The sequence below is a fragment of the Clostridium ljungdahlii DSM 13528 genome (assembly GCF_000143685.1).
Classification (GTDB): Bacteria; Bacillota; Clostridia; order Clostridiales; family Clostridiaceae; genus Clostridium_B; species Clostridium_B ljungdahlii.
The window spans coordinates 2,221,943-2,245,477 of the sequence record NC_014328.1 but is presented as its reverse complement, the minus strand read 5'-3'; the positions used below and the strand labels follow the sequence as shown (position 1 = coordinate 2,245,477).

Annotated in this window: 20 protein-coding genes and 3 other annotated features; of the genes, 2 read left to right on the top strand and 18 right to left on the bottom strand. The window is 33.0% G+C overall.

The genetic code is table 11. The features are described from left to right. Positions 1-46 precede the first annotated feature (46 nt). The 6 genes from CLJU_RS10105 to CLJU_RS10080 form a co-directional block, all read right to left on the bottom strand. Positions 47-1,189, bottom strand: a complete 1,143-nt coding sequence (locus CLJU_RS10105; RefSeq protein WP_013238711.1) for a uroporphyrinogen decarboxylase family protein — start codon at positions 1,187-1,189, stop codon at positions 47-49. A gap of 244 nt (positions 1,190-1,433) precedes the next feature. Beyond that, complete coding sequence (locus CLJU_RS10100; RefSeq protein WP_013238710.1) at positions 1,434-2,543, bottom strand: uroporphyrinogen decarboxylase family protein; 1,110 nt, start codon at positions 2,541-2,543, stop codon at positions 1,434-1,436. Between the two features lie 4 nt (positions 2,544-2,547). After that, complete coding sequence (locus CLJU_RS10095) at positions 2,548-3,171, bottom strand: cobalamin B12-binding domain-containing protein (RefSeq protein WP_013238709.1); 624 nt, start codon at positions 3,169-3,171, stop codon at positions 2,548-2,550. A 268-nt stretch (positions 3,172-3,439) separates the two neighbouring features. Continuing rightward, positions 3,440-4,807 carry an MFS transporter gene (locus tag CLJU_RS10090; RefSeq protein ID WP_013238708.1) on the bottom strand — a complete coding sequence of 456 codons (1,368 nt, stop codon included), beginning with the start codon at positions 4,805-4,807 and terminating at the stop codon, positions 3,440-3,442. 41 nt (positions 4,808-4,848) lie between these two features. Continuing rightward, complete coding sequence (locus tag CLJU_RS10085; RefSeq protein ID WP_023161691.1) at positions 4,849-5,103, bottom strand: hypothetical protein; 255 nt, start codon at positions 5,101-5,103, stop codon at positions 4,849-4,851. A 204-nt stretch (positions 5,104-5,307) separates the two neighbouring features. After that, entirely contained in the window at positions 5,308-5,826 is a 519-nt protein-coding gene (locus CLJU_RS10080; RefSeq protein ID WP_023161690.1) for a DUF2284 domain-containing protein, read from the bottom strand. A 324-nt stretch (positions 5,827-6,150) separates the two neighbouring features. Here CLJU_RS10080 and putP point away from each other — a divergent pair, with 324 nt between their 5' ends. Beyond that, entirely contained in the window at positions 6,151-7,623 is a 1,473-nt protein-coding gene (gene putP / locus CLJU_RS10075) for a sodium/proline symporter PutP (protein WP_013238706.1), read from the top strand. Between the two features lie 53 nt (positions 7,624-7,676). Here putP and CLJU_RS10070 read toward each other — a convergent pair whose 3' ends face one another. From CLJU_RS10070 to CLJU_RS10040, 7 genes are all read right to left on the bottom strand, one after another. Further along, entirely contained in the window at positions 7,677-8,168 is a 492-nt protein-coding gene (locus CLJU_RS10070) for a DUF1097 domain-containing protein (protein WP_013238705.1), read from the bottom strand. 14 nt (positions 8,169-8,182) lie between these two features. Next, a complete protein-coding gene (locus tag CLJU_RS10065) occupies positions 8,183-8,950 on the bottom strand; it encodes a 5-oxoprolinase subunit PxpA (protein WP_013238704.1) in 768 nt (255 codons plus the stop codon). 15 nt (positions 8,951-8,965) lie between these two features. Beyond that, positions 8,966-9,184, bottom strand: coding sequence for an acyl-CoA carboxylase biotin carboxyl carrier protein subunit (locus tag CLJU_RS10060; RefSeq protein WP_013238703.1), 219 nt, complete (start codon positions 9,182-9,184; stop codon positions 8,966-8,968). A gap of 34 nt (positions 9,185-9,218) precedes the next feature. After that, positions 9,219-10,202 carry a 5-oxoprolinase subunit C family protein gene (locus tag CLJU_RS10055; protein ID WP_013238702.1) on the bottom strand — a complete coding sequence of 328 codons (984 nt, stop codon included), beginning with the start codon at positions 10,200-10,202 and terminating at the stop codon, positions 9,219-9,221. Between the two features lie 28 nt (positions 10,203-10,230). Then, complete coding sequence (locus CLJU_RS10050; RefSeq protein ID WP_013238701.1) at positions 10,231-11,214, bottom strand: 5-oxoprolinase subunit B family protein; 984 nt, start codon at positions 11,212-11,214, stop codon at positions 10,231-10,233. Between the two features lie 66 nt (positions 11,215-11,280). Beyond that, positions 11,281-12,639 (bottom strand): aspartate aminotransferase family protein, encoded by a 1,359-nt coding sequence (locus CLJU_RS10045; RefSeq protein ID WP_013238700.1) that lies wholly within the window; start codon positions 12,637-12,639, stop codon positions 11,281-11,283. Positions 12,640-13,406: 767 nt separating this feature from the next. After that, positions 13,407-14,558, bottom strand: coding sequence for a PucR family transcriptional regulator (locus tag CLJU_RS10040; protein WP_013238699.1), 1,152 nt, complete (start codon positions 14,556-14,558; stop codon positions 13,407-13,409). 276 nt (positions 14,559-14,834) lie between these two features. Between CLJU_RS10040 and CLJU_RS10035 the strand changes: the two genes are divergently transcribed. Next, a complete protein-coding gene (locus CLJU_RS10035) occupies positions 14,835-16,796 on the top strand; it encodes an ATP-binding protein (RefSeq protein ID WP_013238698.1) in 1,962 nt (653 codons plus the stop codon). An 80-nt stretch (positions 16,797-16,876) separates the two neighbouring features. Here the strand turns inward: CLJU_RS10035 and CLJU_RS10030 are convergent, their stop codons facing one another. The 5 genes from CLJU_RS10030 to ilvC form a co-directional block, all read right to left on the bottom strand. Then, positions 16,877-17,143, bottom strand: coding sequence for a hypothetical protein (locus tag CLJU_RS10030; protein WP_013238697.1), 267 nt, complete (start codon positions 17,141-17,143; stop codon positions 16,877-16,879). 249 nt (positions 17,144-17,392) lie between these two features. After that, positions 17,393-17,869: an acetolactate synthase small subunit gene (gene ilvN / locus CLJU_RS10025; RefSeq protein WP_023161688.1), complete on the bottom strand. Its 477-nt coding sequence runs from the start codon at positions 17,867-17,869 to the stop codon at positions 17,393-17,395. A 30-nt stretch (positions 17,870-17,899) separates the two neighbouring features. Continuing rightward, entirely contained in the window at positions 17,900-19,510 is a 1,611-nt protein-coding gene (gene ilvB / locus CLJU_RS10020) for a biosynthetic-type acetolactate synthase large subunit (protein ID WP_013238695.1), read from the bottom strand. A gap of 60 nt (positions 19,511-19,570) precedes the next feature. After that, positions 19,571-19,767, bottom strand: a binding site (T-box leader). Positions 19,768-19,932: 165 nt separating this feature from the next. Then, positions 19,933-20,131: a binding site (T-box leader), on the bottom strand. A 162-nt stretch (positions 20,132-20,293) separates the two neighbouring features. After that, positions 20,294-21,952, bottom strand: a complete 1,659-nt coding sequence (gene ilvD / locus CLJU_RS10015) for a dihydroxy-acid dehydratase (protein ID WP_013238694.1) — start codon at positions 21,950-21,952, stop codon at positions 20,294-20,296. Positions 21,953-22,003: 51 nt separating this feature from the next. Next, positions 22,004-22,195 (bottom strand) — a binding site (T-box leader). A gap of 312 nt (positions 22,196-22,507) precedes the next feature. After that, positions 22,508-23,521 carry a ketol-acid reductoisomerase gene (ilvC, locus tag CLJU_RS10010; RefSeq protein WP_013238693.1) on the bottom strand — a complete coding sequence of 338 codons (1,014 nt, stop codon included), beginning with the start codon at positions 23,519-23,521 and terminating at the stop codon, positions 22,508-22,510. Positions 23,522-23,535: the final 14 nt, after the last annotated feature.

Sequence of the window (23,535 nt, the reverse complement as noted above, 5' to 3'; positions counted from 1 at the left end):
CCCCAGGAACACTTTCTATTTTTTAAATTAAATATTCTAATTTAAATTACTTACCAAGAGTTGCTAAAATAACAGCTTCTATATTTTTTTGTTTTGCATTAGGTGGGACACTGCAAGCTGAGTTCATAATAAAACCATCATGATCTTTAAATAATTCCACAAGATCCTTAGCATATTTGTAACAGTCTTCAGGTTTACCAACTGATGTAAGTGCTGGAGGCACGTTGCCGGTAATACACATCTTGTCTCCAAGTATTTCTTTAATTTTTCGAATGTCAGTTACATGATCAGGATCCCATATACACTGAGCTTTAGGGAATTCCCTAAAGTAAGGCAAAAATGCTTCCCAGTTACCGTCCATATGGAACCAAGTTTTTACATTATTTTGCTGCATTACAGGTACTAGCTTTTGATGATATGTGAAATAGAATTTTTCAAAAATCTTTGGGGATATAAAGTCACATCCGCAGCGACTTCCACCTATAAATCCATATACACCAGGCATAGCTTTCATAGCTTTAACTGTATTTTCTAATTCTGCCTCTTCCATAACATCTAATGCCGCCCTAACTTTGTCAGGCACACGATATAAATCCCTAAAAAACTTGGACAATTTACGTGCACCACTTAAAGTTTCAAATGGTGGTATAGGTAATAATCCACCGGACATGCCAACCGTTGTTTTTCCAAGAGATGCTATTCTTTTTTGAAGTTTTCCAGCATACTCCATATCCATTTGAGGAAGTTCTTCTGGATGATATCCAATTCTATTATAGAGTTCTTTCTTCATGTATTCCCAGCCTTTGTCTATAATTGTATCATAGTCTTCTTCCGTCATAGGTCCTTGTTCATCAATCTGCCATAATACATTATCACCTAATTCACGTCCAGGCACTTTCATCTTTGCAAACCACATAGCTGCAAAACTTTGCAGAAAAGTTTCCATAGGTATTCCTGTACATGTAGGAGCTGAATCCATTTCATCAAGTATAGGAAGCTCTGCAGCCTCTATAAGTTTTTCATCCACTAATTCGGGTCTTCTCCAATAATCAGCAATAGTCATTGTAGGATCTATAAAATTGTAATACATCTGTCCAGATAGAAATATTGGAATTCTATCTGTTTTCTCCATATTAAGTGCAGCCATAACCCTTTTATTACGTATTTCAGTCATTTCTTGTGATATCATTTTATTACACCCCCATAATTTTTACATTTCATATACAATTACTTGTTCATTATTTTTCATTTCAATTGCCTCTATTATAATTTTAGTTATTGACATATTTAATTTATTTTGAGTATAATCTACCTGAGTACTTTAACTGATATTATTAATTTAGAATAAGTCTGGCAGGATTTATACCAAATCGTATCAGTATGTACTCTTTTTTAATAACATTTGTATATAAAACACGTCCCTATCTTTTATATTATTTTCCACAAGTTGCAGAAAGCATAGCTTTTACATTTTCTACTTTAGCGTTTGCAGGAAGCATACACCCTGCAGCCATAATAAATCCGTCAGGCCCAATTTCTTTCATAAGGCGCATACAGTAAGCATGTACATCATCTGGTGTACCTAACGTTAAAAGCGATGGAGAAACATCTCCCATAATGCACATATGACCATCTAAAACTTTTTTTGCCTTAAATATATCTGTTGTACTATCTGGCGAAAAAATGCACTTAGCTTTTGGAAGCTCCAAAAAGTAGTCTAGAAAACGATCCCAACACATATCTAAATGGAGATATGCAAATGATCCTTCATCCACTACTACTTCAACTATCTTTTTAAGGTATGGCCACATAAATCTGTCAAATAATTTTAATGATAAAAAATCTCCAGCTGCACGAGCTGCTCCAACAAACACTGTCAGAGGCTTAACCTCACGTATCTGTTGCCTTAAACTCTCCAAAGTATCTTCTAAAATTACATCAAGGGCAGCTTGTACTTTATCAGGCATCCTATATAGATCCCTCATAAATTTGGAGATGGAACGTGCTCCGCTTATAGTTTCAAAAGGAGGTAAGGCTACAGCTTCCGTTAAAATTGGATATCCCTCATCCACAATTTTTTTATTCAGCTTAGGAGCAATCGGCATAAAATATTCAATATCTTTATAAAGGTTTCCCAACCTTTCCTTTATAAATTTTTGTGAAAAATAATTCCATCCTTTATCTATAATCGTGTCATAATCTTCTTCTGTCATAAGACCTTTTTCATCAATTTGCCATAAAGTATCACAAGGAAGTTCTCTACCTGGAAGCTTAGTTGGCGAAAGATACACTGTGCCCATCATAGGTGGAAAGTCTGCTCCACCTTGTATACAATCTACTACCCCAAGAGATTTTACCGCCTTCAAAATTAAGGAGTTTCCATATTCTACATTAGTAACCATATCCGATAACTTTCCACCTGCATACTTAACACAAAAGGCAGATGAATTCATAGAAAAAGGAGGTCTATCATTTTTTTGCAATGTTATGGCTACCTTTATTCTATTTAATCGTTCACTATACAGTTCTTCTGCAGTTTTCATTTTATTACACCCCCATGGCTTTTTTACAGAAATCTACAGTCTGCTGTGCATCTTTACAAACTAAATCTGCACCCATGTATTTTCCCGCAGCTTCATCTACAGGTCCCCCTCCAACAAGAATTTTTAAATCTTTTCTAAGTCCTGCATCTTCTATTTCTTTTATACACTGTTTTACATTATCAAAGCATGTAGTCAAAAGACAGGATATTCCTATTACCTTTGGTTTATATTGTTTTATAGCCTCAATGTATTTTGATGTAGGTACATCAACGCCTAAATCCTTTACATCAAACCCATTGCTCTTCATTACTGTAGTTACTATATTCTTCCCTATATCATGTATGTCATCATAAATAGTTCCCATTACAAATATACCGTTATTTGATCCTGAAGCTTCTCCTAATCCTCCAATAATCTCTGATGCTTCATTAAACACTTCTGCTGACATAATAAGTTCAGATAAAAAATATTCCTTTTTTTCGAATCTACTTCCTACAATTCCCATGCCTTCCTGTAAGTCTGCTATTATATCTAATACTGGTGTTCCATTTTCCTTTTGTGCTTTTACCTCCGCTAAAACAACATCTTCATCCAAATCTGCCATTGCGTTAACTAGTTTTTTACTCATAACATTTCCCCCTTTAATATAAGTAATTACTTGTTTAATAACAGGATAGCATATATATTATGGAAATTCACCCTGCATAATGACTAAATATAGCATACTTATTTATACATTATGAGTATTTTTAGTAATCATCTTTTTTAGTTAATTATCAATGAATCTTACTTAGTTGGAATGTTACAGTAGGTAGTTATCAGATAAAAATATGCTTCCTTGAAATAAACAGTTTTATTATTTTAACTATTCATCACAAAGGAAGCATATAGAAATTTTAATTTTCTACTTTTCTTGCTTTAATTTCTTCTTGCATCTTTTCAAGACTATCAGGTGTAATTTTATAAAGTAATACAATAAAAATCAATCCTACTATCATAATAATTGCTGGAATTAATGCCATTCCATTCTTTATACCTGATACTAATTGGGATGTAGGCTTCATATTTGCAACATATCCTGCCCCCACAAGAACAGCTGTTATAATAACACTTCTTAAAAATATTGCAATTTTAATTGGGAAACTTATTAATGACATAATAAATCCTCGTGCATTTTTTCCAGTTTTCCATTCGCCATATTCCACAGTAGATGAATACATAGCAACACCTAATGCATCAGGAATTCCATATCCTAAATATGCTACAAACATCAATACCATAAATGACATATAATTCATTGGTAAAGCCCATACAATAAGTAATCCAATTATAAATATTACAAGTGATAAAATATAAGTATTTCTTTCTCCAATTTTTTTAGCCAGCGGATTTGTAATAACAGCACCTAAAAGACATATTATACTAAGACCTGTAAAAAATGCAGTAACTACTGCCAAATTATTAACAACATATTTAAAATAGTAAAATGCCATTCCAAAAATAATAAACCTTCCTAAATATCTTCCAAGCTCACCTAATAACAATCCTATAAGAGGTGGATTTACTACTATCTGTTTTATCATCTCACCTATAGACATTTTTTCTTCTGATTTACCTGTTTGAGTTGAAACTCCAGCATTTGCATAGTCTTTAGTCATAAAAAATAATATATAATAGCATCCCATCATAAGAATACCTGCAATTGCAACGGTAAAAGTATACCCACCAGCAGGATTGCCGATAGCCTTTCCTATAATCAATATTAAAGGCATACTTAACAAAGAAAAGCAAATATTACCTAATGAGTTGAACATACCTCTGTTTGATGCCATAGCAATTCTTTCTTCTCTTACTTCTGTCATAGAAGAATTCATTGCTACATGTCCTGCATAAAAAATATTCCAAATTAAATGACTTACTATAAATCCTATTGAAATTATAATTGCATTTACTCCTGCAGAACCTATCTTGGAAAATTGTAAAATATAAAATAGTACTGCAAAAGGAGGTCCTACTAATAGCCATGAACGATATTTCCCCCACTTCAGGTTGGTTTTTTCCAATATAACTCCTGCAGTAGGAACCCATACAAGATCAAATATACTTGTAATCATCAATACAGTGCCTGCTAGAGCTGCCGATATTTTTGCGTAATCAGTTAAGAATGCGGCAAAATAATATATTTCCACATTTACAAATAACTGAAATCCAAAAGATGGCACCCCATAAAAATTAATAATAGATTTTTTCAATTTTCTTTCCATAATACTCTCCTTTCATAATATATTTTAGAAAAGTATAAACCTTAGTTGAATTTATACTTTACTTGCCTTTTGCAGCTGAAATCATAGTATTTTGATGTAGACACATCAACACTTAAATCCTTTACATCAGACCTATTGCTCTTCATTACTGTAGTTACTATATTCTTTCCTATATCATCGTAAATAATTTCCATTACAAATATGCCACTACTTGATTGAGAGTACTCTCCCAATCCTCCAATGATTTCTGAATCTTCATCTAAGTCAGCCATTGTATTAACCAATTTTTCATTCATAACACCTCCTCCTTTAATAAAAGTTAACCATTTATGTTAACTTATACTAATAATAGCATATCGTATATATTTTTACAATTCAACTTACATAATGTTTAAATTTATCATATTTGTTTATACATTATGAATATTTTTACTATATACTATTTTCAGCAAATTGCAAAAATACAATATATAATAAGAGGAACTATTAAAAATAGCCCCTTATTCAATCAATATCAATCCATAACAATTTAATTCATTTTTACTTTCATTTTTTTCACCTTTCAATACCTCTATAGGGAAACCACTTTCCCTTACAGTTGCAAATACATCTATACCACAAGCTTCCATAGAAGGTCTAGCTTCCTGTGGATGTGCACAATGTTCCATATTGCATTTTTCACACAATCTGCAGGGCCCTGCACCAAATCCAAATGCCTTATAATATCCTGAAAGAAAAATTTCGTTTTCTAATTTATTTATAATTTTTGTAGTAGCTGCAAGATCTGATTTAGATTGCACTATCAATCCAGTACTATAACAATCGATTATATTTTGAATTTCCTTATAAGAAGGAGTCTTTGGAGGACAACAATAACTTGTATTATAATTTTTACAACCATACCTACACTTTAATATTGTCCATGCCCCTGTTTTTATAGTATCTGTACTTATTATTTTAGCATTATAGGCCCCAAGTTCCTTTGCTTTTTCTACATATTTTGTCATGTCACTTTTCATTTTAAATTTCCCCTTTTCCACAAATATAATTTTTACATATATAAATTATAACATTTCACAATTAGTGTGGTTAATTTATTCTAATATCTGATGCTACCTTTTTTGCATAAAATGCTTTTAAAAATTCATATTTAAAATTCTCATGTGTATTTCCATGTATAAGCATGTATAAGTTAGTTCCATATTCTTAGCCATATAATTTAAAATTATATAATAATTTTAAATTTACTTAGAATGTGATATTATACTTATATGACATTATACTAATTTAAAAATTCATAAATTAGTTTTAACAAAACTTAAATTATAAGAAGGAGAATTTATATGAAGTACTATTCACTTATGGCTATCGGGCTGTATTTACTTATTTTGCTCTTGATAGGCTATTATTCTTACAGGAAAACCCACGACATTTCAGACTATATGCTTGGGAGTAGAAGTCTAAGTCCTATGGTTACAGCATTATCTGCTGGTGCAAGCGATATGAGCGGTTGGATGCTTATGGGTCTTCCTGGTGCTGTATATACTACAGGTATCTCCAGTATGTGGCTTGGAATTGGTTTAACTATAGGAGCTTATTTCAATTATCTCTTATTAGCACCACGTTTTAGAATTTATACAGAAGTCTCAAATGACTCTTTAACTGTGCCAGATTATTTACAAAACAGATTTAAAGATAATGCTAATATGCTGAGGCTTGTATCCGGAATAATAATTCTCGTTTTCTTCACTTTATACGTTTCTTCAGGTATCGTAGCCGGCGGAAAATTATTTAGGGACATTTTTGGATTTACATATACATCAGGAGTAATAGTTACACTGTCCATAGTTGTAATATATACATATTTTGGTGGCTTTTTAGCAGTAAGTCTCACTGACTTTTTCCAGGGAAGTCTTATGTTTGTAGTTCTCGTCATGGTACCTGTAGTTGCATACATGAATATAGGGGTAGATCCTGGAACTTTTGTAAGTAAAGTAAAACATATCAATCCAGCACTATTTGACATACTTAGAGGAACAAGTTTTTCTACTATTATTGGATTTTTAGCTTGGGGACTTGGTTACTTTGGACAACCTCATATTATTGTACGTTTTATGGCAATAAAATCTGCAAAAGAATTAAAATCTGCAAGAAGAATAGGTATAAGCTGGATGGCTATTGGCCTTTTAGGTGCAATAAGCAGTGGACTTATAGGTCTTGTATATTTTACAATGCACAATCAACCTCTAAAAGATCCTGAAATGGTATTTTTGCGTCTTGGTGATATATTATTCCATCCATTTATTACAGGTATAATACTATCTGCAGTGCTTGCTGCTATTATGAGTACTATTTCTTCCCAACTTTTAGTTTGCTCCAGCTCTATTACAAAAGATTTTTATCTTACATTTTTAAATAAGAAAGCACCTGAGCACACTCAGGTATTTATAGGAAGAATATCTGTACTTGTAGTTGCAGCTGTTGCAGTTTTATTTGCTTATGTTCCAAATAAAACTATCTTAAGTATAGTAGGACAGGCATGGGCAGGTTTTGGTTCCGCTTTTGGTCCAACTCTTTTAATAAGTCTCTACTGGAAGAGAATGACAAAATGGGGAGCTTTGTCTGGAATGGTTGTAGGAGGACTAACAGTTATAATATGGATTGTATCAGGGTTATCTGCTCATTTATATGAGATGATTCCTGGCTTTACCTTATCTCTCATATCCATCGTAGTTGTAAGTCTTTTGACTAAAAAACCTGATGAAGCTGTAAATAAGGAATTTGAATCTATGGAAGAAAAGTTGAACTTGATGTAATTATTTAAATATTAAAAATGCTGTTTTCAAAAAACAGCATTTTTAATTTAACTTTAATTCTTTTTAAATGTTGTAAATTTAATACTCATCCACCCAAAAATCAATCCGATGAAATTTGCTCCTGTAATCCAAATTGCTGCATTAAGCAGAGCAGGCATTCCTTTAATTGTCATATACGCTCCTGCACCATAACCTATGAACATACATGAATAAGCATTAAAAGACATAAGAGAAATATTCAATGCAGATATTTTTAGTGATATCATTAACAAAAATACTGTAATAAAAACTGAAACTATGGTAGCTGCCATAGCTGGCATAAATCCCGTAAATATATTGATAAGGACAAATGCTAAAATTGCAAGTACTGATCCTGTAATCATCGGTGGTATTCCCTTTGCAATAAGGTCTGGAGTTGCCCCTAAAGTAAAGTACCATGCCCAGCCTATAAACAAAGCCCAAACAGGAACTTTTATATACATAAAAAGACATGATACTGCTGCTAGAACTGCTACCGATACATCTAATGCTTCAATTTTTTTCATCTCTACTCCACCTCCTATGTTTGTCCAAAGTATCCATTCAGGTTTGTAACTGTTACACCACTGTTTTCTAATGATTCCCTCACCGCAGTTGCCACCATAGTAGCATTAGGTGAATCACCATGAATACATACTGTGCATCCATTAACATCAATTAGTTTTCCATCAATTGTATCAATTTTTCCTTCTTTTGCAACCTTAACTGCCCTATCAGCTACTTCCTCTGGAGAACGTGCTTTCTTTACTCTTTCAAGCATCCAGTTTCCATTTTCATCATAGCCAAGGTCAATCAATACCTCTGGTGCTGTCTTCAAGCCTCTCTTTTCTGCACGTTTTAAAGCCTCGCATCCTGTATGAAGCATAATATAAAGATCCTTATTATATTCCTCAATAGTATTGAGAAAAGTATCAATATATTTCTCCTGCTCACCAACCATTCGGTATAATATTCCATGAGGCTTTACATGTTGCATTTTAAGGCCCTGCAATTTTAAAAATGCATCCATTGCTCCTAACTGATATAACATATCGGATCTAAGTTCTTCAACTGAAATATCCATCTGTCTTCTTCCAAATCCTTGCCTATCAGGAAGACCTATATGTGCACCTATTGCTACTCCATACTTTTTTGCCCATTTTATGGTACGTTCCAAAACAAGTGGATCGCCGGCATGAAAGCATGTTGCAATATTTGCAGATGTTACATAAGGCATAAGTGCTTCATCGTCTCCAAGAACATAACGTCCGAAGCTTTCACCCATATCAACATTAATATCTATCTTCATACTGATTCACCTCCATTAAACTTCTAAAATAATCATAGGAGATCCTATATCCATTTCATCCCATTCAGCAACAAGAACTTTCTTTACTACACCTGCTTTTTCTGTCTGGCAGCTCATTTCTGTTTTCATACAGTTAATAACTGCAAGCTCCTGTCCTTCTTCAACCTTGTCACCAACATTTACTACTACTCGAGCTACAAGCCCAGGCATATGTGCTTTTAATGTATATTCCATAATCTTATCCTCCATTTTCCTATTTTTGTTTTTATTAACCAATTACTAAATCAACTGATTCAAACATTGCTTCTCTTTCTTTACGTGCTTTTATTGCATCTTCTACAGTAACCAGCTTAAGTTTTACTTTATCTCTTGCAGGTATCCCCTGGCCAATTTTCCACAGATCTACATTAATAACATTTGCAACACATACAAAACCACCTAATGTAGGCCCATCTGCTATAAGCAGAGAAGGGGTATTTCCAGTTACATTAACTGCACCACGCATATTGTAACCATGATCAACAATATTTGAAGGATGGCTTCCGCCTTTTCCACCATCCTCACGTGCCCAAAAATAATCTGGTACTTCCTGCAAACGATAAGCAGCTCTGTTTGCATTATGTGAGATTTTCATTGGCGTACTAAACAAATAATCCATTCCACTTTCCGTTACGTAGTCAGGTACTGAATTAGGTCCTGGAATAGTTCTTAATTCCCATTCATTCACGTATTCAGGTATATACTTAGGATTTAATTTTTTACCAACAATTCCTGAAACATCTTTTTTATTCACCTTTATAACATCATCTTTTGCAAGCTTGCGCCCTTCAAAACCACCATAGCTTCCAAAAAGACAAGTTGATTTGATTCCAAGATATTCTGGCACATCAATTCCTCCTGCTATACACACATAAGCTCTGAAACCAGCTTGTCCAAAGTGTGAAAATTTAAGTATATCACCTGCTTTAACTGCAATTGCCTTCCACATTGGTACAACACTTTCATTAATTGTAGGGCTCATGTCACTTCCTGTTATTGCAATAACTCCGTCTTCTACAATTTCAAGCTGGCAATAACCACCAGCAATTTCTAGAGCTGCGTCACCTTTTTTATTTTCTAAAATTAAGTTTCCAAGCTGTAATGCAAGGTTGTCCATTGCACCTGCGGCAGCCATTCCAAGTCCCATGTATCCAAGTCTTCCTGGCCAATCTTCTACCAAAACTTCAATTCCACCGTTTATAACTTTAATCATATTTTTTACCTCCTTCTTATATTATTTATTAGAGCTTAGGTGCTATTTTGGATCCTTGTTCCTGGCGCTTCGCAAATTCTTTGGCACCTTCAACAACCTCTGGTTTTGCAAGGAATTCCAGATAATCCTTAACAACAATCTCACTTTCCTGGATATCATATACATAATCTGTTTTTTCATGAACATGATCATATATATCTAATATTTCTTTTTCTGAAACTTCTACGAATTTTATGCGATCCCCTGATGGACGATATAAAAATGGTCCGTCTTTAAACTGTGGATGTTTCATTGATAACTGGAATGTAGGAATAGTACGTCCAAATAATTGATATCCACCACCAGTTGCTGTAGTATAAGTAAATAGGCAAGCTCCACCAATACCAACTGCTCCTTCTGGAGTCCATATACGCGGAGGATTGTATTTTGGTACAATCATTTTGCACCTTGGATCCATTGGCCAGAAAAAGCCTCCACCCGGCCAGAAACCGCACCCGCTGTTATACCAATAAGTATCTAATAACATATGTTTAATATCATCTACAGTGCATCCATTGCATAGAGCCATGTATTCAAGATTATATCCATCCTTGCAGTTTGGTGCATCAGGACGAATTTGTTTTAAATACATTTCAACTGCCTTTTTAGTTTGACTGTCCTCGAAAGCAATTGGCAGCGTAATGATTCTTGAATCAATTACCATATCATCAACACCAGCAATAGATTCTTCTGCATCTTTGATTTTGTCAATAAGTTCTTGTGGGAAAATAATGGTAGGATCAAAATGTATCATATTTGCTCTTAAACTTGGTAATGTCTCAATTAATCCCTTGATATTCATTTTCTTAACCTTTGCATCTACTGCCAGAATTCTAAAGGAATCCAGCAGTTCCACCCTCTGTTCATAACCATATTCCACTTGAATAAAGCCATCACCTGCCTGACGGAATAATATTTCAATTCTGTCACCTTTAGCAGGAAGAGTATCAATAATAACATCATACTTGCTCATACTTTTTCCTCCCTTTTTACATTTAATTATTTAATTAAATCGTGTAATTTATAATAGAAAAGTAACTTACTTTTGCATACACTTAGAAATTGCTTTTTCAAAAATATCTAATCCTGCTTCAAGCTGCTTATCTGTAATTACAAGTGGTGCTAAAAAGCGGATAACATTTCCATAAACACCCGAGTTCTCAATCATAAGTCCATTTTGGGCTGCTTCTTGAATAACTGCTGATACAATTTCAGGATTTGGATCTTTCTTTTCTTTGTTTTTTACAAATTCTATTCCAACCATTCCGCCGAGTCCTCTTACATCTCCAACAATCTCATATTTTTCTTTCCATTCCATATAGCGTTTCATTACTTTCTTACCTATTTCCATAGAACGGTCAGCCAAATGATCTCTTTCCATAATTTCTATCACTTTTAATGCTGCTGCACATGCTACTGCATTTCCACAGAAGGTTCCTCCAATTGTTCCGGGTCTTACTGCCTCCATAATCTCTTCCCTTGCTGTTATTGCGCTTAATGGCATACCAGCTGCAATAGATTTTGCAGTTGCTATTATATCTGGAGCTGCTCCTGCTTCCTTCCAATATTCAGAAGCAAACATTTTACCTGTACGGCAGAACCCACATTGTACCTCATCTGCAACAAGCAATATACCATATTTATCACAAATAGTTCTTACTGCTTTAACCCATTCAATGGGAGCTGGAATAAATCCGCCTTCACCCTGAAGTGGTTCTACTACTATAGCTGCTACGTACTCCGGTGGTGAAGCTTGATCAAATACTTTTTTAATACTTTCTATATAATAATTAATGGTTTCACTCTCTGGCATTCCTTCAGGACTTCTATATAAATACGGAAATTCTGCACGGTATACACCATCTGGAAAAGGTCCCATTCCATAGGCATAAGATTTTTTCGATGTCATTGCCATGGTCATAACTGTACGTCCATGAAATGCCCCTGAAAATACAACTATATTGGGTCTATTTGTAAAAGCTTTTGCTATTTTTACTGCATTTTCATCAGCCTCTGCTCCACTATTTGCGAAAAACGTTTTTTTCTTATTTCCCTTTACAGGAACAATGGAGTTCATTTTCTCTGCCAGCTTAACATATCCTTCGTGTGTAACAATATTAAACATACCATGGAAATACTTCTCTGACTGTTCTTTCACAGCTTCAACCACTTCTGGATGGGAAAATCCAACGTTTAGTACGCCTACACCACCAGTCCAGTCAAGAAAATAATTTTCATCAACATCCTCAATCACCGCACCTTCTGCCCTTTTTATTACAACAGGATATACACATTTAATTGCAGAGGGTACTGCATCTTCTCTTCTTCGTATTACTTCTTCTGCTTTCGGTCCAGGGACTTTATCAGTTATTATTTTAGGTAATTGTTCCTTCAACATTTTTAGACCTCCTTAAATCGGTAACTAATTTTTTAAACATGGCATTGTATTTAATTATTTTATTATTAAATTATCAATTTCAAATCATGTAAACTGTTACAATTTTTTACGGCTGTTTTTGCAAGAATCAAAATAATAAATTTCAAAATAAAAATTTAAAGTGTAATATTTACTTTTTTTTCATCAATATTGAATAATTAAATACTACAATATTTCATTTTGTATAACAATAGCATATGAACACAAACTTTATTTGTCTAATTTGTGCTGAGTATACATAAGGCGCATGTATAAAGCCTTCCCATATCTCTTTTTCTTTGATCTCGTATATTTTTTAAATAAAATATCATAAATGGCGTGATAAATTATCAAAAAAACCAAATAACTATTTATGATTTATTAATTTTATAATGATATATTTGCGAATTATTGTTACTTTTAATTATTATATGTCTAGTAAATTACTATTTGGAAAAATTTTTCACTAGAAATGTTCATTTTAACCTAATATTTATCTTATATGACTTTTGCAATAAAATAATAAGAACTATCTCATCTATATTTTAATATTGATAAGATAGTTCTATATTTTATCCGATGACTACCTGCTCTAATACTCTCACGCACACAGCGAAAGCGACTATCACCAAATCAAAGATTTGGGATATCTGCTTTTCTCCAAGTGAGAGTAAAGAGCATCTACGTCCCTGGATAACGATTTCTAAGCATCAGGTCATCTGATGCCAAGAACTCTGTTTATCATGCATTTACAATCTCATATATTCTTTAATATAAAAGGCCATCCTTAAATTAAATTTATCCTCCGTTGAGGTTAAATCTTTTTTTAACAGGTCATGTATTTTCTTCATGCGGTAATTGATGGTATTGCGATGGTTATATAGGAAATTTGCAGTTTCCTGAATGCTGCCATCAAAATCCAAATATACTTTCAAAGTTTTTAGCAGTTGGGTGTTATTCTTCCTGTCATAATCTATTATGGGATCAAGCATCTCAAAATAGATATTTTGTAGTAATTCTTTGTTAGATACGGAACTCAGTATTCGAAATATACCAAGGTCATCAAAATACACACAGTCCTTATTCGAAGCTTTAGCTACTTTCAAAGCATAGGAAGCAGTAGAGTAGCTAAAATAAAGTTTTGATAATGAAGAAACTTTTTCGCCTATTCCTATTTGGGGTCTTAATATTGATGAGTTTGAAGTTATTTCATTATCAACTATTTCAAAATAGTTTTTCATAAGATTATTTAGCAATTTTTTTGGGCATTCCTTCAGAATCAAAATATAATAGTTATTTTTTAAAAATATGTGATATTTTATTGACAAGAGATTAATACAATTTTGTAATTTCAGCGGTGAACTAATATTAGTTATTTTAGCTGCATAATAAGAAGATTCTGTAGGATAACCATTTGAATTTAAAAGAGGAATATAATTTTTAACATTTTGAGAATCGAATATTATATTATAAAACAACTTAGATAAAGTATTTTCCAGGTATTTATCCATAAATATCTTATTACAGTAATCCTGCATAATATCAGAAATATGTATTTCCCAAGGCATTATAAAAAGAGGAAAATTTTCTGAATTACACAGTTCAATAACTTCTCTGGAAATATTCTTAACAAGAATATATTTATCAGTATTTATTAACAAACCACTGCATTTTCGGTAAATTAATTCTCTAATTAATTCATAAAGCCAGCTTATTTTTGTCCCAGCTGATAAACCAGTAGTAATAACTAATTCATTTCCTCTTAGAAAATCTGCATTTTCTATATCTTCAGCAAGGTATACCCATGTTATATCATTTATGAGACCTTTTTCCCCTGCCATTAACCTGATCTTATATATTTCTTTTGAAGATGAATAAAATTCAGATAAAAGATAACTCATATTTTGACTCCCTTTTACAATTTTAAATTGATTTTTTAATAGTATATCATAAATTTTTTTATTTGTTTTGTACTCACAGCATAAAAAAATCAGGAAAATTTGTGTTTGTTTACTGTTGTCATAAAATTTAAAATATGCTATAGTTTAACCTAACAAGGACATGGCAATGTATCTGTTATAGTTATTTTGCCATGTCCTTATTTTTTATCTTCATAATTGTAAACTGTTATAGAACTGAACCAATAAAACAATAATTTATTGAAAAGGGGTGCTAACATGATAAAAAAGATTTTAATTGCAAATCGCGGTGAAATTGTAAACAGAATTATTCATACATGTAATAAACTTAAAATTGAAACTGTTGTTGTATACTCAGATGCTGATAAAAATGCTGATTACATTAACAAAGCTGCAGAAAGCTATAATATTGGTCTCTCTGCACCTGTTAAAAGTTACTTAAATATTGATGCACTTGTAGATGTTATTAAGAAATCAGGGGCAGATGCCGTACATCCCGGATATGGATTTTTATCAGAGGCAGCATCATTTGCTAATGCAGTTGCTGCTGCAGGTGCAAAATGGATCGGACCTGACCCTTCAATTTTAGAAAACATCGAATCCAAATGTTATTGTCGTATTATTGCTAATAAATTAGGGGTTCCGGTTACGCCAGGAACAATTAAGCCGATTTCCAGTGTAAAAGAAATTTATGATACTGCAGAAAAAGTTGGATTACCTATTTTACTTAAACTGGACAAAGGAGGAGGAGGTAAAGGAATAGAAAAAATTACTTATTTTGAATCTGAAAAAGTTACACAGGCTATTTTTGAAAGTATGCAGAGAATAGGAAATATGGCATTTGCAAGTGGAGATATTTACATTGAAAAAGCAGTTCTATCTCCAAGACACATAGAAGTACAGTTTATAGCAGATGACTATGGAAATGTAGTCTGCTTGGGAGAAAGAGAATGTTCTATTCAGAGAAGATATCAGAAAATTATTGAAGAATCACCGTCAGCTGTAGTTACTGAAGAAGACAGAAAGAAACTTTATTCATATACACAAAAGATTATTAAGGAGATGAAATATTCTGGAGCAGGTACCATTGAATATTTGAGAGGTGCTGATGGAAACTATTATTTTATGGAAATAAATGCAAGGCTTCAAGTAGAACATCCAGTATCCGAATATGTTGTAAATATAGATTTAGTAGAAAATCAAATTCGTGTTGCAAACGGAGAAAAATTACCATTTAAGCAGGAAGATATTAGACTAAAAGGCCACAGCATTGAATGCCGTATTTATGCAGAAGATCCCAAAACATTTAAACCTTCGCCGGGTACAATTACAAGTTTATCATTTCCTGATACCTCAGATGGAACTGTTCGTATAGAGCATGCTATTCACGAAGGATACAAAATTTCTCCATTTTACGATCCTATGCTCTGTAAACTTGTGGTTTGGGAAAAAGATAGAAATACCTGCATTGCCAATATGATAAAAGCATTGAAAGACTTTAAGCTAGAAGGAGTTTCTACAACCATAAATACTGATATTGCAATAATGCGAAATAAAAACTTTGTCTCCGGCAACTTTACCACAGCTTTTTTAGAAAATGAAAAGGTAAATATCGGATTAGAGAATTATGTAATAACTATTTCCCGTCAATTCGGGAGTCTGGGACGTCCCATTGCTAAAAAAATGGCTGAATTGTTAGGCGTTGAATATTACGACAGGGATATCGTTGAAGAAGCTGCAAAAAAGATGAATTTGCCTGTATCTACTATTGACAGTGGAGAAGAAATAGATAAAAATGAATACAAAAAAATGAAATTTCCACTAGGAACTAGTTCAGAAAAGACACAAGAAGAAATATTTGAAGCCCAAAAGAAAATCATCTGTGATCTGGCAGATAAATCATCCTGTATATTTGTAGGAAGGTGTTCTGACTATATTTTAAGAAACCATTCAAATCATTTCAGCATATTTATCTATGCTCCCTATGAGATACGAAAGGAAAATTGTATCAATATACTTCATATAAAGCCAGATGAAGCTGATAAGTTGATTAAAGAAGTTGATGAAGCGCGTCAGCTATACAGCCTAAGTTATGCAAAGTCATACAGTGATAATGTACTTTACAAAGACATCTTAATTAACAGCAGCCTGTTCGGCGGAGTTGATGATACAGCAAAAGTATTAGTTAATATGATTAGAAAGAAATTTAATCTTGCTTAGTGGGAATGGGTATAGATTTGTGTAAAAACCAAATCTATACCCATTTCCTTGATTTTTCGTGTGGAAACCTTATACATACTTTATATGCACTCTTGTGATATATCACCTTCTATGCTGCTTATGATTACAACTTGATCCGGCAAATCTTCAATTTCAATTTTAATTTCTGTAGATTCATCTACTATGCCTTTATTAAAATTTTTAAGATACTCATAAAGATTACAAGAATTAATATTGCTGTTTTCATTTACATTCACAGTTAATTTATTTACTCTTGAAAAATTTTTTGATTTACAGCATTCCATTAAGCCCTGGGATATCTTACTCAATAATATTGTATTGTCCATGTCTGTGTCCCTCCTCTAAATTTAATTTTCATACCACCCTTATGGCATTTCATCTATAACTTTAAATAAGTTCTTTACTTCAAATATTAATTTTGTATTCCCATCTTTTAAAATATAATTTGTCTATATTAAGTATATAACTTATATTTGTTAATATTCCTATTTATAAGTAATATTAGCAAATAAAAAAATATCCCTTTGCCTTTAATATTTAAGACAAAAGAGATATTTCTTATTATAAGTTTTCATTTAATCTTCCAGCTTACTTCCTCTTTGAAGTGCAGTAAGTCCAGTACGTATAATTTCCTTTATTCCATAAGGCTTCATTAGTTCAATAAAAGCAGATATCTTCTTTTCATTTCCGGTTATTTCAATTATCATACTTTTTTCATTCATATCTACTATTTTACCTCTAAAAGTATTTACACTTTCCATAATTAGCAATTTATTATTGGATTCTGCAGAAACTTTTATAAGAGATAACTCCCTATAAACAGATGCATCGGGGTTTAATTCTATTACTTTTATAACTTCAATCAATTTATTCAGCTGCTTACTTATCTGCTCAAACATATAGTCGTCTCCAATGGATACAATAGTCATTCGTGATATTTCAGGATCTCCTGTAACTCCTACAGTAAGACTGTGAATATTATATCCCCTTCTACTAAAAAGTCCGGCTACTTTACTTAAAACACCTGAATGATTTTCCACTAATACTGACATCACATACTTTTTTATAGTAATCACCTCTTTCTAAAAAGTTCTCTCATGAGGATCTACAATGCACTCTATTAAAAATGCCTTGCTTGAATCTAATGCTTCTCTAAAAACTCCGTTAAATTCAGAATCATTTTCTACTCTCTTAGCTTTTAATCCATAGGCTTCTGCAAGTTTTACAAAATCTGGATTGGTCCTAAAATTTACTCCAAATTCACCAGAATATTTATTGTCTTGTATCTCCCTAACCATACCCAGTCCTGAGTTGTTAAACAAAACTATAATAATGTTTAGATTATTTTCGGCAATAGTTCCAAGTTCAAAAAGACTCATTTGAAATCCACCATCACCTGCAAAAGCTATAACTTGCTTATCAGGACATGCAATTTTAGCACCAATAGCTGCTGGGAGAGAATATCCCATAGTTCCGAGGCCTCCAGAAGTTAAAAACTTTCTATTCCCTGTCATCCTAAAATTACGGGCACACCACAACTGATTTTGTCCTACATCTGCTGTCAAAATAACCTCTTCTCCTAATGTATCAGAAACAGTTTTTAACACATATTTGGGATTAACTTTATCTGTAGGCTTTCTTTCTATATACAAATCTTTTTTCCAATTTTTAATTTCTTCCATCCATTTTTCTGTCTGTGGAGCTACTATTTCTTTATTTAAATCCGATAAAACACTTCCACAATCACCAACCACTGGAATATAAGTGTTCAGAATTTTACCTATTTCAGCAGGATCGATATCTATATGAATTATATCTGCATCCTTTGCAAAACTTTTTACTCCACTGACAGTTCTATCTGAAGCTCTAGCTCCAATAAGTATTAGTACATCTGCATTTTGTACAACTTTATTGGCATAAGCAAAGCCATGAGTACCTATTAAACCTACATAATAATCACTATTTTCATTTATACATCCTTTTCCCATAAGAGTATGAACAACAGGTATATGTGATTTTTTAACAAATTGCTCCAGTTCTTTTTGTGCATTTGCCAGTATAACTCCGCCACCTGCACAAATAAGAGGTCTCTTGCTAACTTTGATTCTATCTATTATTTTCTTTATTTGCCCAGAGTGTCCTTTAACAGTAGGTTTGTATCCTCTTATATTTACACTTTCAGGATATTCAAAATCAATATCTTCTTCCATTATATCCATAGGTATATCTACAAGCACAGGGCCTTTTCTACCAGTTTCAGCTATATAAAATGCTTCCTTTATAGTCTTAGGTATAGATTTAGCATCTCTTTCAAGAAAATTATATTTTGTAAAAGATTCTGTAGCACCTGTGATATCTAATTCTTGGAATACATCCCTTCCGATTAATGTAGACTTAACCTGACCCGTAATAACAACAAGAGGAATGGAATCCATATATGCAGCAGCAATGGCAGTAATTAGATTAGTTGCGCCAGGTCCTGATGTAACTATACAGACTCCAACTTCTCCAGTTGACCTAGCATATCCACTAGCAGAGTGTCCTGCAGCTTGTTCCTGTCTTACTAATATATGCTTCACATCTGATTTTCTCAAAGCTTCATATATAGGAACCACTGCAGCACCAGGATACCCAAATACCATATTTACATTTTCTTTTTTTAAACATTGGATAACTGCTTCAGCAGCTTTCATAACCATCTCTCCTTGTAAATTCAATTTAATAAGATTTTTGGGTACAAAAAAACAGACTCCTTATGGGGTGAGAAGTCTGTTCACGGTACCACCCAATTTTATTACTCAATTTAATAACGGCAAAGCCGGCCCAGCCTACTAATTTCAGCTTACAGCTCAAGGGTGAGTTTCAATATTATATATCTGTGAGTTTACACCAAATCTCTCACTCTCTTTAAAATATTATAATATCTACTTATCCCTTTCAAAGCTTTCATATATTAATACGTATTTTATACTTTCTAATTTACATTTATAAATAGTTTCTAAAAATTAAATTACTTAAATCAAATTTAAACTTGATACACACTAAATATTTATAATTCAAAGTAATTAATATAGGTAATTTTAGGTTAAAAATTAGCACAAAAAAACAGCCTTTCTCTTGAGGCGAGAAGTCTGTTCGCGGTACCACCCAATTTTATTACTTAATTCAATAACGATTCACACCGGCACAGCTTACTATAATTTCAGCTTACAGCTCAAGGGTGAGTTTCAATATGAAATATTTATGGGTTTACACCAGATCCCACTCGCTTTAAAATATACATCATATTTAATAGTCCCTGTCAAAGCTTTTATTATTTAAATATGAGTATATGTTACTATAAAACAACTTAAATGTCAATAGTTTATTCTGAATTTTTATTAAATAATATATTTACTCAACTTTCACATATATGAAATATTTTTAGTTGAAAGTTGAGTATATTTACAAATTAAAAGTACATTAAGAAACTCCAATTATTTAAGAACTGCACCTGTATTTGCAGAAGTAACCAATTTTGCATATCTTGATAAATATCCTGTTTTTATCTTAGGTTCAGGCTTTACATAGTTCTTTCTTCTCTTTTCAAGTTCTTCCTCACTTACTTTTAGCTCTAATTTTTTATTTGTAATATCTACAAATATAGTATCTCCTTCTTCTACAAGTCCTATTAGTCCACCTTCCATAGCTTCTGGTGACACATGGCCTATAGATGCCCCTCTTGTAGCTCCTGAGAATCTTCCATCTGTTAAAAGTGCTACATCTTTATCTAAACCCATACCTGCTATAGCAGAAGTTGGTGAAAGCATTTCTCTCATTCCAGGTCCGCCTTTTGGTCCTTCATATCTTATTACAATTACATCGCCTTTATTTATTTCATTGCCAAATATAGCCTTAACTGCTGCTTCTTCAGAATTATATACCCTAGCTGGTCCTTCATGTACCATCATTTCTTTTGAAACTGCAGATTCTTTAACTACAGCTCCATCTGGTGCCAGGTTTCCTCTAAGTATTGCTATTCCACCTTCACTGCTGTAAGCATTGTCTACACTTCTTATAACTTCATAATCAAGCACTTTAAAATCCTTTATAGTTTCACCTACAGTTTTTCCAGTAACAGTAAGTGCATCTTCATTTATAAGACCTTTCTTAGAAAGTTCATTCATAAGAGCTGGTATTCCCCCTGCCAGATGAAGATCTTCCATATGATGCTTGCCACTTGGACTTAATTTTGTAAGACAAGGCGTGTGTTTACTTATTTCATGAAATAAATCCAAATTAAGTTCTATACCTGCCTCATGAGCAATTGCTGGAAGATGAAGTACTGTATTTGTAGATCCTGCCATAGCCATATCTACTGTTATAGCATTTTTAAATGCATCTAAAGTTAGTATATCTCTTGGTCGTCTATCGTTCTTTACACAATCCATTACATACATTCCTGCGTATTTTGCCAGCTGATTTCTCTCACCAGTTTGTGCAAGGGCACTTCCATTTAGAGGTAAACCCATTCCAAGTACTTCTGTAAGACTGTTCATACTGTTTGCTGTAAATAATCCTGAGCAGGAACCACATCCAGGACAAGCTCTCTTAGCTTCTTCTTCAAGTTCTTCCTCTGTTACTTTTCCATCGCTGCAAGCTGCCACCTTTTCAATACAAGTGCTAAAATCAAGTGCTTTGTTATTTAGCTTACCTGCCCTCATAGGTCCTCCACTTACTACAACAGCTGGTATATTAAGTCTTGCAGCTGCCATAAGCATTCCAGGTACAATTTTGTCACAGTTAGGTATGAGTACCAATCCGTCAAAACCATGAGCTGTTGCCATAGCTTCAATTGAATCTGCTATTAGTTCTCTTGAAGCAAGAGAATACTTCATTCCAACATGACCCATTGCAATTCCATCGCAAACTGCAATAGCAGGAAACTCTATAGGAGTACCCCCAGACATTGCTACTCCAAGTTTTGCAGCTTTTGCTATTTCATCTAAATGCATGTGACCTGCAACTATTTCGTTTTGTGAATTTACTATTCCTATAAGAGGTCTTTCAATTTCCTCTTTTGTATATCCCATTCCATACATAAGTGCTCTTGCTGGAGCTGCCTTAATCCCCTTTTTTACTGAATCACTTTTCATTTTTAGTATCCTCCTTAAATCTGGAAATTTTTTGTAAAAAAATAACCGCCTGCCTAGGGCAAGAAGCTTTGCGGTACCACCCAACTTTTTTCTAATTCTAATAACGGTAATACCGACACAGCTTACTAATTTCAGCTTGTAACTTAGGAGTGATTTTCAAAAGTTTCGTATTCATGGGTTTTCACCTTATCCCAATTCTCTAAAAATACTCCACTATTTACTCTTCTCCATCATAGTTTTTATAATACCTATATATAATTTCGTAATAATTTTCGCACATTTTATAAAAAAATTTATATTTATAAGCCCTTTTTTATTTACAAGTAATATCTACCTATAATTATTTTGCCCCTAAAAAGATAGATATTTACATTACAGGAATTAGTGGGGAAAAGTACCTCCCCTACTTCTCCTGTAAATTTAAGTCATCCGCTAAATGATAAGCCCCCTTATTCATAAGCGTTATTCATAAGTATTTTCTTATTGATATACTGTTAAAATATTACCCCAATTTAATCAATGAATCTTACTTAGTTGGAACATTCTACTTTTTAATTACTCATTATCAGGATTTTCATTGATCCATGACATCATTGATCTAAGTTCTTTACCAACCTTTTCTATTGGAGCATCTTTTTCCATTCTTCTTCTTGCTGTAAATCCTGGTCTTCCAGTTTGGTTCTCAAGAAGCCATTCTCTTGCAAATGTTCCATCTTGGATCTCTGTAAGAACTTTCTTCATCTCAGCTCTTGTATTGTCATTGATTATTCTCTTACCTATCTTATAATCTCCATATTCAGCAGTATCACTTACAGAATATCTCATTCTAGCTAATCCACCTTCATATATCAAGTCAACTATTAACTTCATCTCATGTAGACATTCAAAATATGCATTTTCAGGAGCATATCCAGCTTCAACTAATGTATCAAAACCAGCTTTGATAAGTTCTGCAACTCCTCCACAAAGTACTACTTGTTCACCGAATAAATCAGTTTCAGTTTCAACTTTAAATGTTGTAGTCATAACTCCTGCTCTAGTTCCACCAATTCCTTTTCCATAAGCTAAAGCAATTTCTTTTCCTTTTCCACTGTAATCTTGATATACTGCATAAAGACATGGAACTCCATTGCCTAATGTATATTCTCTTCTAACTATATGTCCTGGTCCTTTAGGTGCAATCATCAAAACATCTACAAACTTAGGTGGTACTATCTGATTAAAATGAATGTTGAATCCATGTGCAAAGAACAATGCATTTCCTTCTGATAAATTATCTTTTATGCTCTCATCATAAATTTGTTTTTGTTTTTCATCTGGTAGAAGTACTGTTATAATATCTGCTTGTTTAACAGCTTCAGCTATTTCATATACCTTAAATCCATAATCTTCAGCCTTTTTCCATGATTTACTACCTTTATATAAACCGACTATTACATCGAGTCCACTTTCTTTTAAATTCAAAGCATGTGCATGTCCCTGACTTCCAAAGCCAAGTATAGCTATCTTCTTTCCTTTCAAGAGATTCAAATCTGCATCCTCATCATAATAAACTTTTAATTTTTCCATAATACTTTCCTCCT

Coding starts and splice junctions, on each gene's coding strand:
- CLJU_RS10105 (WP_013238711.1), bottom strand. CDS start 1,189: ATGATATCACAAGAAATGACTGAAATACGTAATAAAAGGGTTATGGCT.
- CLJU_RS10100 (WP_013238710.1), bottom strand. CDS start 2,543: ATGAAAACTGCAGAAGAACTGTATAGTGAACGATTAAATAGAATAAAG.
- CLJU_RS10095 (WP_013238709.1), bottom strand. CDS start 3,171: ATGAGTAAAAAACTAGTTAACGCAATGGCAGATTTGGATGAAGATGTT.
- CLJU_RS10090 (WP_013238708.1), bottom strand. CDS start 4,807: ATGGAAAGAAAATTGAAAAAATCTATTATTAATTTTTATGGGGTGCCA.
- CLJU_RS10085 (WP_023161691.1), bottom strand. CDS start 5,103: ATGAATGAAAAATTGGTTAATACAATGGCTGACTTAGATGAAGATTCA.
- CLJU_RS10080 (WP_023161690.1), bottom strand. CDS start 5,826: ATGAAAAGTGACATGACAAAATATGTAGAAAAAGCAAAGGAACTTGGG.
- putP (WP_013238706.1), top strand. CDS start 6,151: ATGAAGTACTATTCACTTATGGCTATCGGGCTGTATTTACTTATTTTG.
- CLJU_RS10070 (WP_013238705.1), bottom strand. CDS start 8,168: ATGAAAAAAATTGAAGCATTAGATGTATCGGTAGCAGTTCTAGCAGCA.
- CLJU_RS10065 (WP_013238704.1), bottom strand. CDS start 8,950: ATGAAGATAGATATTAATGTTGATATGGGTGAAAGCTTCGGACGTTAT.
- CLJU_RS10060 (WP_013238703.1), bottom strand. CDS start 9,184: ATGGAATATACATTAAAAGCACATATGCCTGGGCTTGTAGCTCGAGTA.
- CLJU_RS10055 (WP_013238702.1), bottom strand. CDS start 10,202: ATGATTAAAGTTATAAACGGTGGAATTGAAGTTTTGGTAGAAGATTGG.
- CLJU_RS10050 (WP_013238701.1), bottom strand. CDS start 11,214: ATGAGCAAGTATGATGTTATTATTGATACTCTTCCTGCTAAAGGTGAC.
- CLJU_RS10045 (WP_013238700.1), bottom strand. CDS start 12,639: ATGTTGAAGGAACAATTACCTAAAATAATAACTGATAAAGTCCCTGGA.
- CLJU_RS10040 (WP_013238699.1), bottom strand. CDS start 14,558: ATGAGTTATCTTTTATCTGAATTTTATTCATCTTCAAAAGAAATATAT.
- CLJU_RS10035 (WP_013238698.1), top strand. CDS start 14,835: ATGATAAAAAAGATTTTAATTGCAAATCGCGGTGAAATTGTAAACAGA.
- CLJU_RS10030 (WP_013238697.1), bottom strand. CDS start 17,143: ATGGACAATACAATATTATTGAGTAAGATATCCCAGGGCTTAATGGAA.
- ilvN (WP_023161688.1), bottom strand. CDS start 17,869: ATGTCAGTATTAGTGGAAAATCATTCAGGTGTTTTAAGTAAAGTAGCC.
- ilvB (WP_013238695.1), bottom strand. CDS start 19,510: ATGAAAGCTGCTGAAGCAGTTATCCAATGTTTAAAAAAAGAAAATGTA.
- ilvD (WP_013238694.1), bottom strand. CDS start 21,952: ATGAAAAGTGATTCAGTAAAAAAGGGGATTAAGGCAGCTCCAGCAAGA.
- ilvC (WP_013238693.1), bottom strand. CDS start 23,521: ATGGAAAAATTAAAAGTTTATTATGATGAGGATGCAGATTTGAATCTC.